This window comes from Roseovarius sp., from assembly GCF_040223625.1.
GTDB lineage: Bacteria > Pseudomonadota > Alphaproteobacteria > Rhodobacterales > Rhodobacteraceae > Roseovarius.
The window spans coordinates 147660-163659 of sequence record NZ_JAVKFX010000039.1 but is presented as its reverse complement, the minus strand read 5'-3'; the positions used below and the strand labels follow the sequence as shown (position 1 = coordinate 163659).

At 67.6% G+C, this 16000-nt stretch carries 15 protein-coding genes; 2 read left to right on the top strand and 13 right to left on the bottom strand.

Features of this window, described 5'->3' with window-relative positions; all coding sequences use genetic code 11:
* Positions 1-36 precede the first annotated feature (36 nt).
* Together RLN94_RS12340 and cueR are read left to right on the top strand one after the other, a co-directional pair.
* A complete protein-coding gene (locus tag RLN94_RS12340; protein WP_350128652.1) occupies positions 37-2529 on the top strand; it encodes a heavy metal translocating P-type ATPase in 2493 nt (830 codons plus the stop codon).
* 11 nt (positions 2530-2540) lie between these two features.
* Positions 2541-2927, top strand: a complete 387-nt coding sequence (cueR, locus tag RLN94_RS12335; protein WP_350128649.1) for a Cu(I)-responsive transcriptional regulator — start codon at positions 2541-2543, stop codon at positions 2925-2927.
* A gap of 3 nt (positions 2928-2930) precedes the next feature.
* Here the strand turns inward: cueR and RLN94_RS12330 are convergent, their stop codons facing one another.
* The 13 genes from RLN94_RS12330 to RLN94_RS12270 all read right to left on the bottom strand — a co-directional run bounded on the left by RLN94_RS12330 (position 2931) and on the right by RLN94_RS12270 (position 15968).
* Positions 2931-4262, bottom strand: a complete 1332-nt coding sequence (locus tag RLN94_RS12330; protein WP_350128646.1) for an NAD(P)/FAD-dependent oxidoreductase — start codon at positions 4260-4262, stop codon at positions 2931-2933.
* A complete protein-coding gene (locus RLN94_RS12325) occupies positions 4259-4990 on the bottom strand; it encodes an SDR family NAD(P)-dependent oxidoreductase (RefSeq protein ID WP_350128643.1) in 732 nt (243 codons plus the stop codon). Before RLN94_RS12325 ends, RLN94_RS12330 begins: the two co-directional genes overlap by 4 nt.
* Positions 4987-5718: an SDR family NAD(P)-dependent oxidoreductase gene (locus RLN94_RS12320; protein ID WP_350128640.1), complete on the bottom strand. Its 732-nt coding sequence runs from the start codon at positions 5716-5718 to the stop codon at positions 4987-4989. Before RLN94_RS12320 ends, RLN94_RS12325 begins: the two co-directional genes overlap by 4 nt.
* Positions 5718-6902, bottom strand: a complete 1185-nt coding sequence (locus RLN94_RS12315) for a cytochrome P450 (RefSeq protein WP_350128637.1) — start codon at positions 6900-6902, stop codon at positions 5718-5720. Before RLN94_RS12315 ends, RLN94_RS12320 begins: the two co-directional genes overlap by 1 nt.
* Positions 6903-6905: 3 nt before the next feature.
* On the bottom strand, positions 6906-8456 hold the full coding sequence (locus RLN94_RS12310) for a trimethylamine methyltransferase family protein (protein ID WP_350128634.1): 1551 nt from the start codon (positions 8454-8456) through the stop codon (positions 6906-6908).
* Complete coding sequence (locus RLN94_RS12305; protein WP_350128631.1) at positions 8453-9217, bottom strand: NAD(P)-binding domain-containing protein; 765 nt, start codon at positions 9215-9217, stop codon at positions 8453-8455. Before RLN94_RS12305 ends, RLN94_RS12310 begins: the two co-directional genes overlap by 4 nt.
* Positions 9214-10707 (bottom strand): aldehyde dehydrogenase, encoded by a 1494-nt coding sequence (locus RLN94_RS12300; protein ID WP_350128628.1) that lies wholly within the window; start codon positions 10705-10707, stop codon positions 9214-9216. Before RLN94_RS12300 ends, RLN94_RS12305 begins: the two co-directional genes overlap by 4 nt.
* A 114-nt stretch (positions 10708-10821) precedes the next feature.
* Positions 10822-11730 (bottom strand): 4-hydroxy-tetrahydrodipicolinate synthase, encoded by a 909-nt coding sequence (gene dapA / locus RLN94_RS12295; protein WP_350128625.1) that lies wholly within the window; start codon positions 11728-11730, stop codon positions 10822-10824.
* Positions 11720-12424: a GntR family transcriptional regulator gene (locus RLN94_RS12290; RefSeq protein WP_350128622.1), complete on the bottom strand. Its 705-nt coding sequence runs from the start codon at positions 12422-12424 to the stop codon at positions 11720-11722. Before RLN94_RS12290 ends, dapA begins: the two co-directional genes overlap by 11 nt.
* Positions 12425-12672: 248 nt before the next feature.
* Entirely contained in the window at positions 12673-13263 is a 591-nt protein-coding gene (locus RLN94_RS12285) for a hypothetical protein (protein WP_350128615.1), read from the bottom strand.
* Positions 13260-14108: a carbon-nitrogen hydrolase family protein gene (locus tag RLN94_RS12280; protein WP_350128612.1), complete on the bottom strand. Its 849-nt coding sequence runs from the start codon at positions 14106-14108 to the stop codon at positions 13260-13262. The genes RLN94_RS12285 and RLN94_RS12280 overlap by 4 nt, the downstream gene beginning before the upstream one ends.
* 7 nt (positions 14109-14115) lie before the next feature.
* A complete protein-coding gene (locus tag RLN94_RS12275; protein ID WP_057816268.1) occupies positions 14116-14529 on the bottom strand; it encodes a hypothetical protein in 414 nt (137 codons plus the stop codon).
* Between the two features lie 74 nt (positions 14530-14603).
* The gene (locus tag RLN94_RS12270) at positions 14604-15968 is read right to left on the bottom strand and encodes an FMN-binding glutamate synthase family protein (RefSeq protein ID WP_350169034.1); all 1365 of its coding nucleotides are present in this window, start codon (positions 15966-15968) and stop codon (positions 14604-14606) included.
* Positions 15969-16000 lie beyond the last annotated feature (32 nt).

Below are 16000 nucleotides of genomic sequence, written 5' to 3'. Positions count from 1 at the left end.
TGACCCTCCAGTGACTGGAATCCTTATCTGGGGCATATGACCCAGACCCGCCCCTTCCGAATCGAGATCGACGACATGTCCTGCGCCGGCTGTGCCGGGCGGGCGGAGCGGGCGATCTCCTCCGTCCCCGGCGTCTCGCAGGCGCAGGTGAACTTCGCCACCCGCGTGGCCGAGGTCACCGCCGCCCCCGGCACCGAACCCGCCATTGTCGCCGCGCTCGACCGGGCCGGTTACCCGGCCCGCACCGACATGGTCACGCTCGAAGTGTCGGAGATGACCTGCGCCTCCTGCGCCTCGCGCGTCGAGAAGGCCCTCGCCACCCGGCCCGGCGTGGTCGATGCCGCCGTGAACTTTGCCGCCGGCACCGCGACCGTTCAGATCCTCACCGGCGCCGCCACGCCACAGGACCTCGCCCGCGCCGGCACCGATGCGGGCTACCCGACCGTCCCCGCCGACGACACCCCGCGCCCCGACGGGCCGGCCGACGAGGCCACCCCGGCCCTCCGCCGCACGCTGATCGCTGGCGCGCTCACCCTGCCGGTCTTCATCGTCGAGATGGGCGGCCACCTCGTCCCCGCCTTCCACCATTTCGTGCACCAGACCATCGGCCAACAGACCTCGTGGCTCCTGCAATTCGTGCTGGCAACCATCGTGCTCCTCTGGCCCGGCCGCGAATTCTTCCTCAAGGGCGTGCCCGCCCTCCTGCGCGGCGCGCCCGAGATGAACTCGCTCGTGGCCCTCGGCGCCTCCGCCGCCTGGGCCTTCTCCACCGTCGCCCTCTTCGCCCCGTCGCTCCTCCCCGACGGCACCCGTGCCGTCTATTTCGAGGCCGCGGCGGTGATCGTGACGCTGATCCTCCTCGGCCGCTGGCTCGAGGCCCGCGCCCGCGGGCAGGCCGGCGCCGCGATCCGCAAGCTGGTGGGCCTCCAGCCCAAGACCGCCCGGGTCGAACGGAACGGCGGCTACGAGGATATCCCCCTCGAAACCGTCCAGCCCGGCGACATCCTCCTCGTCCGCCCCGGCGAGAAGATCGCCGTCGATGGCGAGGTCACCAAGGGCACCTCCTATATCGACGAAAGCATGATCTCGGGCGAGCCCGTCCCGGTCGCCAAATCCCCCGGCGACCGGGTGATCGGCGGCACGGTCAACGGCGACAGCGCCCTCACCTTCCGCGCCACGCATGTGGGCCGCGACACCATGCTCTCGCAGATCGTGGCCGAGGTGCAGCGGGCCCAGGGCACCCGCCTTCCCATCCAGTCGCTCGCCGACCGCGTGGTCGCCGTCTTCGTGCCCGTGGTCATCGCCATTGCCGTGCTGACGGTGCTGATGTGGCTGGCCGTCGGCCCCAGCCCGGCCCTTGGCCTCGCGCTGGTCGCGGGTGTCTCGGTGCTGATCATCGCCTGCCCCTGCGCCATGGGCCTCGCGACGCCCACCTCGATCATGGTCGGCACGGGCCGTGCCGCCGAACTGGGCGTGCTCTTCCGCAAGGGCGACGCCCTCCAACGGCTCGACGAGGCGCGCGTGGTGGCCTTCGACAAGACCGGCACCCTGACAGAGGGGCGGCCCCGCCTGACCCGGCTGGAAACGGTCGCGGGGCAGGACGAGAACACCGTGCTCCGCCTCGTCGCGGCGGCCGAGGCGCAGTCCGAACACCCCATCGCCCGCGCCATCACCGAGGCCGCCAGCGAGCGCGGCCTGACCCTGCCACAGGCCACCGAGATGCGCGCCATCGGCGGCCACGGGCTCTCGGCACGGGTCGACGGGCATGACCTGCTGATCGGCACGGCGCGGCTGATGGAGCGCGAAGGCATCGCGCTCGACACGCTGAACGAAACCGCCGAGGATATATCGAACAACGGCCAAAGCCCCGTCTTCATCGCCCTCGACGGCCGCCTCGCCGGCCTCATCGCCGTCGCCGACCGGGTCAAGCCCACCACCCGCGCCGCGCTCGATGCGCTGCGGCGAGACGGCTTGCAGATCGCCATGATCACCGGTGACACCCCGGCCACCGCCCACGCCATCGCCGCCGACCTGGGTATCGACCATGTCGAGGCCGGCGTCCTGCCCGCCGACAAGCGCCGCACGGTGCAGGCCCTGCGCGACACCCACGGCGCCGTGGCCTTCGTCGGCGACGGCACCAACGACGCCCCCGCCCTGGCCGAGGCCGATATCGGCATCGCCGTGGGCACCGGCACCGATGTCGCCATCGAATCCGCCGACGTGGTGCTGATGTCGGGCGACCTGACCGGCGTCGCCACCGCCCGCCACCTGTCGCACCGCACCATGCGCAACATCCGGCAGAACCTGTTCTGGGCCTTCGCCTACAACGCCGCGCTGATCCCGGTGGCGGCGGGCGTGCTCTACCCGCTGACCGGCACGCTGCTGTCGCCGATGCTGGCCGCCGGCGCCATGGCGCTCAGCTCGGTCTTCGTGGTCACCAACGCCCTGCGCCTGCGCCGCGTGGGCCGGGGCGTGACGGAACAAGCGACCAAGCCCGCGCCGGTCCTCCACCCGGCCGCGGCAGAATGACGGAGAGCGCGATGAACATAGGCGACGTATCGGAACGCACCGGCCTGCCGGCCAAGACCATCCGCTATTACGAGGATATCGGCCTCGTCCGCCCGGCGCGCGACACCAACGGCTACCGCGTCTTCCGCGACACCGACGCGCACAAGCTGGCCTTCCTCGGCCGCGCCCGCGCGCTGGGGTTCTCCATCGAGGATTGCCGCACCCTTCTGGCGCTCTACGAGGATGACGACCGCGCCAGCGCCGACGTCAAGCGCGTGGCCACCGAACACCTCCACCAGATCGAGGACAAGATCGCCCAGCTTCAGGCCATGCGCGACACGCTCAACGAACTGGTCCGCTGCTGCGCCGGCGACAACCGCCCCGACTGCCCGATCCTGAAAGACCTCGCCCGGCAGTAAGGCTTACATCTCCCGCCCCGCCTTCATCTCGCCCCACCGGATCACCGCGTTGGCCCCGAGATACGTCACCGGCCCCGGCGGCAGCCGCTTCGGCGGATCGAGCGCCAGCACCTCGGCCAGCAGCTCCGTCCGGTGACCCGCCGCCAGGTCGGCCGTCACCATCCCCAGCATCGTGCCCTTCGCCGTGCCCAGCCCGTTCTGGCAGCACGCCGAATAAAGCCCGGTCTCGACCTCGCCGGTCGCCGGTACGCTGTTCCAGCTCAGGCACAGCCGCCCGCCCCAGCGATACTCCATCCCGACGCCCTTCAGCGTAGGGAACCGCGCCGCGAAGGCCCTGTCATGATCCCGCCCGACCCGCGCGATCCGCGCGGCGCTCACTTCCATCGAGGGGTCACAGGTGAACCGGTTGCGGATCACCAGCCGGTCGCCCCCGGTGCCCGAAATCCGCCGCACCGTGGTGCCCATCGGATCGGCCGGCGTCACCCCCCAGCGCGGGGTACCGCCCAGCGTCCGCACTTCCTCCGCGCTCAGCGCCCGCGTCATCGAGGCATAGGTGAAGACATGCAGCAACTGCCGCTTGAAATACCCGAAACTGTTGGCATGCCCGTTCACCGCCAAAATCACCTTCGGCGCCACCACCCGGCCCTTCGGTGTCACGGCATTCCACGCGCCCTCGCGCTTCAGCTCCGTCACCGGCGAGTTCTCGAAGATCCGCACCCGGTTCGACCGCAACCCCCGTGCCACCCCCCGCACGAAGAGCGCCGGCTGGATCATCGCCGCGCCGGGCGTGAACAGCCCGCTCCGGTAATACGCGCTGCCGGTCAGCTCGCGCATCTGCGCGGCATCCAGCATCTCGTGCGCCTCGCCCATCGCCGTCAGGTGCTTCGCGTAATCGAGGTTGTGCCGGTGCCCCTTGTCGCTCGCCGCCGCGTTGATCTTGCCCGGCCGCGCGAAGGCCTCCTCGCCCAGCCCGAACGCCTCGGCCATCTCCCCGGCAAAGTCTATCCCCGCCCGGTTGGCGCGGGTCTGCGCCTTATCGGCCTCCACCGCCCCGCCATAATCGTCGGAGGCAAGGTCATGCGGCAGGTCGATCATGAAGCCTGAATTCCGCCCCGCCGGCCCCTCGCCGATCCGCCGCGCCTCCAGCAGCACGATCCGCGCGTCGGGGTGCAACTGCGAAAGCCGCCGCGTCGCCGCCAGCCCGGCATAGCCCCCGCCGATGACAAGGAAGTCCGCCGTCGTCCGCTCCTCCAGCACCTCCGCAGCCTCCGGCGCGGGCAGGATCTCGTTCCACCCGGACAGGCCGGGATCGACAGGCAGGCGCGTCACCTTCATGGCAGGCTCAACTGGGCGGTCCGACCGCCGTCGATGGTATAGACCTGCCCGGTCACGAAACTCGCCTCGTCCGAGGCCAGCCAGCAGATCAGCCGCGCCACCTCCTCTGGCGCACCGGTGCGGCGCAACGGGTGGATGCGCCCGATCCCCTTGCGGAACGCCGCCGGGTCGCCAAGGCTCTCGATGAACGCCTCGTTCAGCGGCGTGTCGATCCAGCCCGGCGCCACGGCATTGCAGCGCACCCCGTGCTGGCCCGCGTCCACCGCCACTGCCCGGGTCAGCCCGTGCAACCCGGCCTTCGACGCGCCATAGGCCGGGTGCCGGGGGTTGTTGCCCAACCCCTCGATCGACCCGGTATTGACGATGGCGCCCCGCGCTTCCTTCAGAAGCGGCATCGCGGAACGGATCATCAGGAACGGAATGGTCAGGTTCAGATGAAGCTGCGCGTCCCAGTCTTCCTCGCTGGTCTCTTCCACCGTCCCCTCGCGCATCATGCCCGCGTTGTTCACAAGGATATCGAGCCGCCCCGCCGCCTGCCGCACATGCTCCACCACCCGCGCGGGCGTCGCCCGGTCGGAAAAATCCGCCCCGATGCGCTCATGCGCCGTCCCGCCGCGCTGCGCCGTGAACACCCGCGCGCCGCCCTCGGCCAGAAGGTCCGCCGTCGCCGCCCCCATGCCCGAGGACGCGCCGGTCACCAGCGCCACCTTTCCCGCGAACCGTGTCATATGACGGGCTTGCCTCCATGCACTTCCAATAGCGCCCCGGTCATGTACCGCGCCGCATCCGAGGCCAAAAACAGGATCACGTCGGCAATCTCCTCCGGCTCGGCAATCCGGCCGATCGGCACGGTCGCGTTCAGCTCGGCAATCGCCTTGTCGAGGTCGAACCCCCGCGCCGCGAACCCGCTGCGCAGCATGGCCGTGTTCACCTCGTTCGGACACACCGCGTTGACCCGGATCCCCTCATGCGCATGATCCCGGCCAAGGCATTGCGTCAGCGAGGCCAGCGCCGCCTTCGACATCACGTAAAGCGGATGGTTCGGCCCCGGCCGCAAGCCCCAGCAGGACGCGGTGTTGACGATGGCACCGCCGCCCTGCCCGGCCATGATCGGAATCGCCGCCCGGCACAGGCGGAAGGGTGCCGCCACATTCACCGCCATGGTCAGCGCGTAATCGGCATCCGTCACCTGCGTGATCGGCCCCCGGGTGATCACGCCGGCATTGTTGCAAAGCAGGTCGATGCCGCCCAGCGCCTCCGCCACCTGCCCCGGCAAGGCATCGCAGAACGCGCCATCGCACAGGTCGCCGTCGAAATACGCCTCGGCCTCCAGGTGCGCCGTCTGCCGGTCGGTCACCGCCACGCGCGCCCCCTCGGCCCGCAGCATCTCGACCACCGCCGCGCCGATCCCGCCGGCGGCGCCCGTCACCAGCGCCCGCTGCCCCTCGAACCGCATCAGCCGACCTCGTACCTGATGGGCAGCCGCCGCGCGCCCGTGTTGCCGCTGTCGGGAAGCCATTCCGGCGCCCCGTCATACTCCACCGTGGCAAAGGTCTGCCGCAGCGCATCCAGCGCACAGGCCGTATCGGTGCGGGCCACGAAATGCCCGATGCAATGATGCGCCCCGCCGCCAAAGCCGAAATGCTTCCGCCGCTTGGCGGTGATGTCGAAGGCCGGGTCGGCGCAATATTCCGGATCGCGGGCCGAGGCATGCACGAAAAGATGCAGGATCGTGCCCTTCTCGATCACCTGCCCGTTCATCTCCACATCCTCCACCGCCTCGCGCGTGGCCCATGTCGTCGTCGGCCGCGCGCGGATGAACTCGTCCACCGCCGCGGGGATGAGCGACGGATCGTTGCGCAGCAACTGCCACTGCTCGGGATGCTCGATGAACAGCGAAAGGCCCAGCCCCAGCAACGCCCGCGTCGTGTCGACCCCGCCGAATATGGAAATCACGATGGTGTTCAGCAGCTCCTCGTGGCTGCAATCGCCATTGGCGTCGAACTCCGCCACCATGCGGGCGACATAGCTCTCGCCATCCCCCCCCCGCCGCACCCGCGACACCAGCTCGTCAGCCAGGTTGAACAGCCGCGTACAGGCAGCGTTGAACCGCTCCTGGTGCTGCGGCGCCTCGATCCCCATCGCCAGCCCCAGATCGCTCGCATCATGCGCCACCTCGGGCCACCGTTCCCGCGACAGGCCCAGCAGCGTGGTGATGGCCTGCCCGGCAAACGGCTCGCAGAACGCGCTCTGGAACTCGCAGCCCCGCGTCTGCCGCAGCCCGTCGCACAGGTCCCGCGCGATCTCGTCGAACGCCGGCTTCAGCCCCAGCACGTAATCCTCGGACAGCGCCGGCACCGCCAGCGCCCGCAATTTGCGATGCGCGTCCCCTTCCCGGCCAATCACCGAATCCCGCCAGAAATCGGCAAACCGCCCCTCGATCCCCACCGTGTCGGGCCAGGCGTGGCTGCCCTGCCGGAACCGCCGGTCGCGCAGGATGCGTCCCACCTCCATGTAGCGCAGCACCGCCAGCCCATAGGGCGTCTCGGCACACCAATGCGCCTCCCGCGCCGCCATCACCTCGGGCCCCCGGGTGGAAAACCCCGGATCGGTCAGGTCGAGATAGGGCAGCGCGGACATGGATCAGTACTCCTGGTTCAGCGCGTCGGCGGCCGGTATCTCCCTCTCGCGGCGCGCGATGTAATCGAGCAGCGCCTCGTTGACGCCCGCGTCGAGTGTCGGCTCTTCATAGGCTTTCAGCAAGTCCCGCGCGTGGTTGACGGCCCGGATATTGGTATCGACCCCGCCTTCGGCCACCCATTGTTCATAGGCATTGTTGTCGAACAGGTCGGGCATGAAGAACGCCCGCTGGAAATTCGCCAGCGTGTGCGCGTGGCCAAGGTAATGCCCCCCCGGCCCGATATCGGCGACAGCCGCAACCGCCTCGTCGAAATCGTCCCAGCGGATGCCCTCGGCCATCCGGTAGGCCATGGCGCATTGCTCGGCATCCACCACGAACTTGGCCATCGAACAATGCATCCCCGCCTCGTTCCAGCCGGCGGCGTGCCACATGTAATTCGTGCCCGCCATCTGCAGCGCCATCAGCGTGGTCGCGCTTTCATACCCCGACTGCGCGTCCAGCACCTTGGCCCCGCCGAGGTTGGTCGAGGACCGCCACGGCACGCCATAGAATCGCGCCATCTGGCCGATCATCATGTTCATCAGGCTGATCTCCGGCGTCCCCGCCATCGGCGCCCCGGATTTCATGCTGACGGTCGACAAATAATGCCCGTAAATCGCCGGGCACCCCTTGCGGATCACCTGCGTATAGGCCAGCGCCGACAGCGCCTCGGCATTGAGTTGCGCCACCGACGGCGCCACCGACGCGGGCGTGTTCGCCCCGCCCAGCACGAAGGGAGAGCACAGCACCGGCTGGTTCTTCCGGCAGAACGCCCGCATCGCCCCCAGCATCGTCTCGTCCCACACCAGGGGCGAGTTGCCGTTGCAGTTGCCGGTCGCGACCGGATGATCCTCCATGAACGCCTCCCCGAACAGGATCGCGCACATCTCCATCACGTCCTCGGCGTTCTTCGGGCTCGTCGTCATGCCCATGAACGTCTTGTCCGAATGCTTCATCGACGAATAGGTGATCCGCAGATGCCGCTGGCTGATCGGGTGGTCGTAGGGCTCCACGATATGATGCGCCGAGCTGTGCAGCGCCGGCAGCATATGCGCCAGCTTGTGGAAATTCGCCAGGTCCTCCAGCGTCGGGTTCCGCCGCACGTCATCGAGGTCGCGCAGATAGGGCGCGCCGGTCATCGGCACGAAGATCGCGTGATCCTTGCCGAACGGCAGGTTATTCGCCGGGTTGCGCGCATGATAGGTGAAGGTCTCCGGGATCGTCCGGATCAGCTCCCGCACCAGCCCGCGGTCAAGGTAAACGGTCTCGCCATCCACCTTGGCACCCGCCTTGCGCCAGTCCGCCAGCGCAATCTCGTCGCGGAACACCACGCCCACATTCTCGAGGATATGCATCGAGGCTTCGTCGATCCGCTCGACCTGCTCGCGGTCCATCGGCTCGGTCAGCGGCATCCCCCGCTTCAGCGCGGGCAACATCGTGAAATCACGCGTGCGGCGGGCGGAGGTCCGGGCCCCCCGGCCCCGGCGCGCGGGCTTTTCTGCAATCTCGGTCATGTTTCTTTGTCCATGCTGTCGGAGATGGAAGTCAGGATGGCAGGCAGGCCGTCGAACGCGCCCTGTTCCGCCAGCCCCTCGACCATCCGTAGGTTCAGGGTGTTGGGCGTGGCCAGCGCCATCATCTCTTGGTGCAGCTCGCCCCCGCGGTCACGCGACAGGCCGTTCAGCACCCCGGTCACCAGGTTGGAAACGTAGATCTCCGCCGCCTCCGGCTTCCCCGTCTGACCGGCCAGCCAGTCGGCCCCGCCTTCTAGCAATCCCAACGCGGCCGCCACCATTGTCGACGCGGCGAAATGGTGGTTCAGCGCGCCTTCATCGGCCTGCGGCAGAACCGGGTTGTCGTCGCCGAACAGCGCCTGCACGACGCCCGGATCGCCCGCCACCGGCAGGGGACAGCCGCCGTGTTCGATGAACCCGTAAGGGATGGTCACCGAAATGTCCGGGGCCGGCGCACAGGCCGCCGCGATCTCGGCCATCGGCACACCGGCCATGACCGACAGGATCTTCTGATCGGCGCGGAAGGGCAGGTCGCGCACGATCTCGCCCCAGACCGCCGGGCGCAGGCACAGCAGAACGATATCGCTCTGCGCCACGACATCGGCATTGTCGGCCACCGTGATGCCCAGCCCGCTTTCGGCCAGCGCCGAGGACACGGCCTCGCTTCTCCGCGAGACGGTCACCTCGTGCCCCTTGCGGGCCAGCGCCCGCGCCACCGGGGCGGCGATATGCCCCGTGCCCAGAAACCCGACCCGGCTCATCCGACGTTGTCCCCGTCCTTCGGGTCGGTCAGGTCGATCCAGATGGTCTTCATCTCGGTGAACTGGTCATGGGCATGCACGGAATTGTCCCGCCCGCCGAAGCCTGATTGCTTGTACCCGCCGAAAGGCGTGGAAATATCGCCCTCGCCATAGCAATTGACCGTCACGGTGCCCGCCCGGATCTCCCGCGCGGCACGGATCGCCCTGCGCACGTTCCCGGTAAACACCGACGCGGCCAGCCCGTACTCGGTATCGTTGGCGAGCTGGATCGCCTCCTCCGTACTCGCCACCTCGATCACCGACAGGATCGGCCCGAAGATCTCCTCCTTGGCCTTCGCGTCGGTCTTCTTCACCTCGTAAACGGTGGGCTCAACGAAATTCCCCTTGGGCTTGCCACCGCCCGCGACCGCCGTGCCTTTCAGGTACTTCGACACCTTCTTGCAGTGCTCGCCATCGATCAGCGCCCCCAGATGCATCGCCGGATCCAGCGGATCGCCCGTCTTCCAGTCGCGCATCCGCGCCACGATCCGCTCCAGCAACGCGTCCTTCACCGCCTTGTGCACGATCAGCCGCGAGGTCGCCGAGCAATTCTCGCCCATGTTCCAGAAGGCCGCGTTCACCACGTGGCTTGCCACGTGATCGAGGTTCTCGGCATCCTCCAGGACAACGGCGGGGTTCTTGCCGCCGCATTCCAGCGTGACCTTCTTCATGTTGCTGTCCGCCGCATAGCGCAGGAACCGCTTGCCGGTCTCGGTCGAGCCGGTAAAGCTCACCATGTCGACGCCCATGTGCAGGCCCAACGGCTCGCCCACCCCCGGCCCGTCGCCCGGCAACACCTGCAGCACGCCGCGCGGAATGCCCGCCATATGCGCCACCTCAGCCAGCCGCAGCGCGGTCAGGCTGGTCTGCTCGGCCGGCTTCACGATCACCGAGTTCCCCGCCGCCAGCGCCGGCCCGATCTTCCACGCCATCATCAGCATCGGGAAGTTCCACGGCAGCACGGCGGCCACCACGCCCAAAGGCTCGCGCACGATCATCGAAATCGCGTCATCGCCCGACGGCGCGGTCTGGTCATAGATCTTGTCGATCAGCTCGCCATGCCATTTGATCGTGTGGATCGTCTCCGGCACGTCGATCGTCTCGCAATCGCGGATCGGCTTGCCGCTGTCGAGGCTCTCCATCACCGCCAGCTCGTGCCGCCGCCGCGTGATCAGCTTGCAGAACCGGATCAGCACATCCTTCCGCTCCGACGGGTGCGCGCGCGACCACTCGCCCCGGTCGAACGCTTCCCGCGCCTTCCTGACGGCGAAATCCACGTCCTCGGCATTGGCGGTCGAGATTTTCTTCAGCACCTCGCCCGTCGCCGGGTTCACCGTCTCCATCACCGGGCCGTTCCCCTTGCGGAACTTCCCGTCGATGAACGGCGCGGCGGGCAGGTCGAGGTCGGCTGCGATGGCGGCATATTCCTCGCGGGTCAGAAGGTCAGTCATTGCGGCATACCCCGTCTTTGATCCCGTCCCGGGCCTGACCCGGGACCTCTTGCTCGGCGTGGAGGTCCCGGCTCGGGGGCCGGGACGCGCTGCGACATGTGTCGAAAGGTCCGGTCATTTTCCCTCTCCCGTGATCGCGGCGATGGAGGTGTCGAGCGTGCGGATCACCTCTTCCAGCGCGCGCTTGTCGTCCTTGTTGAGCGGTTGCAGCGGCTTGCGGGGCGGCCCGGCCTCGATGCCGCGCATGGTGACCCCGTGCTTGATGCACTGGATGAACTTGCCGCCCTGTTCCAGCACGCTCATCAGCGGCATCATCGCCGACATGATCCTGCGGCCCTTGGTGAAATCGCCCTCCAGCACGCAGGCCTTGTAGAGCGCCACATGCGCATGCGGTGCGAAATTCGAGCCGGCACAAACCCAGCCCCTCGCCCCCCAGGCAAAGAACTCCAGCGCCTGGTCATCCATCCCGCACAAGAGGCCCAGATGCGGATACTCCCGCGCGATCAGGTGCAACCGGTTGATATCGCCGCTGCTCTCCTTGATCCCGCAGAAATTCGGGCTCCGGCCAAGGCGGTCGAGCGTGTCCTCGTCCATGTTCACGCCCATCCGGCCGGGATAGTTGTAAAGCATCACCGGCATGTCGACCGCCCGGTCGATCGCCAGCGCATGCAGCGCGATCTCCCGCCCCGTCGGCACCGAATAGGGCGGCGTGGCGACAAGAATGGCCTCGGCCCCCACATCCTTCGCCATCTTGGCAAACTCGATGCTGTCCTCCGTGCGCAGCGCGCCGGTGCCCACCACCAGCGGCACCCGCCCGCCGATCATCTCCTTCGTGATCTTCGCCAGCCGCGCCCGCTCCTCGAACGTCTGGGCGTAATACTCGCCGGTGGTCCCGGCCGAGATGATCCCGTTCACGCCACCGGCGATCAGGTACTCCACCACTTCGGCCAGCGCCGCCTCGTCGACCGAGAAGTCCTCCTTCAGCGGCGTCACGATGGGCGTCCAGATCCCTTCAAACTGCATGCTTGCGGTCCTCTTTGGAAAGCACGTCCAGCGGCAGCGGGTCAGGGGTGACAAACCGCTCCAGCCGGTCGCGCGACAGGTTCCAGTGTTCGATGGTCAAATCGACGATGCCGTCGGCGTCATGCGCCTCGATGGCGGCGATCATCGCGTCGTGATGGTCGATGGCCGCCCGCACCCTTGCCGTCTCGTCCTCCGAGGCCGGGCGATAGAAGGTCTGGCTCAACCGCGTATGGTCGATCAGCATCCGGTTGAGACTGGCCAGCAAATAGGGGTTATGCGCCATCTCGCCGATCTGCCGGTGAAACCGGTGATTGAGCAGCGCGGCCTGACCCGCATCCCCCGCCCCGGTCGCCGCCCGAAACTCTTCCTGCGTGGCCTGCAGCGGCCCGATCTCGTCCGCCCGCCGGTTCTCCGCCGCCAGCCTTGCGACGTTGGCATAGATCATCGGCGCGGTCTGGAAGAACATGCGCATCACGGCAAGGTCCATCGACGCCACCTTCGGCCCTCGGTTCTGGCCCTGCGTCAGGTACCCCTCCCCCGCCAGCCGCTGGAAGATCTCCCGGACGGGCGTGCGCGACAGCCCGTACTCGGCACAGATCGCCGCCTCGTCGAGATCGGCGCCCGGCGCAATCTCCTGCCGCAGGATGCGCATCCGCAGATCTTCGAGGCACTGGGTCTTCCGGTCGGGGGCCATGCGAATCCTTTCTGAATACGCAATGTATACATTCTGTATTCACATGTCGAGAAGATTCAAACGACGCCGCCCGACCGCAAGGCCGGACGCCTTCGGCGAGAGTATTTTCGGAACAGTGAAAGCACAGGAGCCACGCCCCAGCTTCTTCTGGCGAACAATATCCCGGGGAGTTTGAGGGGCTGGCCCCTCAAGGCCTGCGTGGCCCGAACGCAAACCAACCGGCCGCGCCGCAAGGCGCGCCGTTCAGGTCAGGCGATCTTCGGGTCCGACGTGCTGTTTTCCCAGTCCGGCTCGAAGCCCAGAACCACCGTGTCTCCCGGAATGCCGGGGTTGAACAGCCGGTTATGCGCCATCGTCGCCTTGTGCAGAAGGTTGTGCGGCGCCAGCCGCCAGACCTTGCAGTCAAGCTCGAACCGCTGGGAATACGCCTCGAAGACGAGCGTACAGCGCCCGGCCTCGTGGATCTGCGCCGCGCCGGGCGAATCCGGCGGGAAGGTGGCGGTCAGGATGTCCGAGAACTCCGCCGCCTGCTGGTAATACCCCGCCGCGAGAAACCGGATCGCCTGCTCGCGCCGCTGCGCCGGGTCGTTGGTCTTGGCCGCCATGTGCTCCAGCTCCGGCGTCACCGAATAGCCCGGCGCCTTGCTCATCACCGTGATCACCGCGCCCAGCGGCTCGTCCTGCCCCGGCAGGAACACCTCCGGCATGATCGCATCATCCGGCCGCCCGTCCTTGTCGCGCATCGCCATCTGCCGCACCCGGCATTGCCAGCGCAGGAACCCCATGCGCAGCGGGTGGTCGGAAAAGCTCTGCCCGAATTGAGAGGCCAGCGAACTCATGCCACGCTCCTGTGCGAGGAATTGGAAAGGGTGAAGGGCCGGTCGTTCATAAGGCTGGGCACGCGCCCCTCGGCCTCGGCCACGGCGTCGAGGTCGATCCGCGCCTGCACCACGCCCGGCAGGGTGCCGCCATCGCAGATCACCTCGCCCCACGGGCTGATCACCAGCGAATGGCCGTAACTCTCGCCCCCGCCCGGCACGGGGCCGATGGCACAAGCGGAAATGACGAACCGCGTCGTCTCGATCGCCCGCGCCCGGTTCAGCACGTGCCAATGCGCCTCGCCCGTCTTCTTCGTGAACGCCGCCGGGCAGATCAATATCTCCGCCCCCGCCTGCGCCAGCGTCCGGAACAGCTCCGGAAAGCGCAGGTCGTAACAGATCGTGTGCCCGATCCGGGCATAGGGCGTGTCATGGATCACCGCCTTCGACCCGGGGCTCACCCGGGCGCTCTCGCGGTAGACCTCGGTTTCCGACAACTGGATGTCGAACATGTTGATCTTGTCGTACCGCCCGCGAATCTCGCCCGCATCGTCCAGCATGAACCCGCGGTTGATGATCCGCCCGTCCGGCCCATCGACGGCAATCGACCCGAGGTTGACCCACACCTTCCGGTCCCGCGCAAACCCCTGCATTTCCTGCAAAAACGGATGCTTTTCTTCGGGCGCCGAAGGCGGCGCCACCGCCGCCCCTTCCGTCGCCAGCCCGCCGCAATATTCCGGCAGGAAAAGGATATCCGCGCCCGCCCGCGCCGCCGTGTCGGCCAGCGGCAAGGCCTCGTCCAGCGCCGAACGGAATTCGGGCCGGGGCCGTGTCTGCAGACAGGCGATATCGAGCGGGCGCGGCATCAGGGCTTCAGAACTTCATGTAAGCCTTGCGCAGCGCCACCAGCGGGTGCCGGTCGGACATCTGGAACTTCAGAAGAAGCTCCCGCGCGATCATGTCCCGGTCCTGCTGGTTGTCGGGCAGGTCGAGCGTGTCCGGCACCCGGATCCAGCCGTTGTTGTTCCGGTCGAACACGGCAGGGGCGCCTTCCTCGTAGCCCATGTGCACGTCTTCCAGCCAGTTCAGATCGTCCCAGCCCATGACCTCCATGTATTTCTGAAGATAGGGCGTGATCCGGTCGTAATCCGGCACCAGGTTCACGTCATAGCGATAGCCGATATGCTGGCCGATTTCCTTCTCACGCTCCGAGCCAAGCCCGTCGGCGTCCTTCAGGAACTGGTCGACATCGGTGATCTCCGAGCCGCGGTACTGTGTTCCAGCCATTGTCTGTCTCCTTGTCGGAAAGGTGGGTCGTCCCACCCCACGGTCAACCCGTAGGGTGGGTGCGAACCCACCATTTAGAAGTGGTGATAATCCGCGATGCCCACGGTATGGTTGGTGCCCGCAAGCGGCACACCGGCCATGGCCGAGGCTTCCATCGTCAGCGCGGCAATATCCTCCGGCTCCAGCGAGTGGATGTAGGTCTTGCCACAGGCCCGCGCGAAAAGCTGCGCCTCGATGGTCAGCGTATGCAGGAAGTTGTAGACCCGCTCCGCCGCCGCATCCGGATCAAGCCGTTCGCGCAGCTTGGGGTCCTGCGTCGCCACGCCGACCGGGCAGCGGCCCGTGTGGCAGTGGTAGCAATAGCCCGGCTCCGCGCCGATCTCCTCGGGGTAGTTGGCCTCGGGGATATCCTTGTTGCAGTTCAGCGCCATCATCGCCGAATGGCCGATGGCGATGGCATCCGCGCCCAGCGCGATGGCCTTGGCCACGTCGGCCCCGTTCCGGATACCGCCCGCGTAGACAAGGCTGATCTCGCCCCGCTTGCCAAGGTCGTCGATCGCCTTCCGCGCCTGGCGGATGGCGGCCATGCCCGGCACGCCGGTATCCTCGGTGGCAAGGTGCGGGCCGGCGCCGGTGCCGCCTTCCATCCCGTCGATATAGATGCTGTCGGGATCGCACTTCACTGCCATGCGCACGTCGTCATAGACCCGTGCCGCCCCCAGCTTGAGCTGGATCGGGATCTGCCAGTCGGTCGCCTCGCGGATCTCCTGGATCTTCAGCGCAAGGTCGTCCGGGCCCAGCCAGTCGGGGTGACGCGCCGGCGAGCGTTGGTCGATGCCCGCGGGAAGCGAGCGCATCTCGGCCACCTGGTCGGTCACCTTCTGACCCATCAGGTGCCCGCCAAGGCCAACCTTGCAGCCCTGCCCGATGAAGAACTCGCAGCCATCGGCGAGGATCAGGTGGTTCGGGTTGAAGCCATAGCGCGACTGGATGCACTGGTAGAACCATTTCGAGCTGAAGCGCCGCTCGTCCGGGATCATGCCCCCCTCGCCCGAACAGGTCGCCGTGCCCGCCATCGTGGCGCCCCGCGCCAGTGCGGTCTTCGCCTCGTAGCTGAGCGCGCCAAAGGACATGCCGGTGATGTAGACCGGGATATCCAGCTCCAGCGGCTTCTTGGCGCGCGGACCGATCACCGTCTTGGTCTCGCATTTCTCGCGATAGCCCTCGATCACGAACCGCGTCAGCGTGCCCGGAAGGAAGGTCAGGTCATCCCAGTGCGGGATCTTCTTGAACAGCGAGAACCCCCGCATCCGGTAGCGGCCAAGCTCGGACTTGATGTGGATGTCGTCCATCACGTTGGGCGGGAAGATGAAACTGTCGCCCAGCCGGTAATTGTCGCGGCCCAGGGGCTTTTTCTGTGGCAGATCTCCGTCAGCCATAATGTGTCCTTTCACATGCGGCGTTCGCCGCC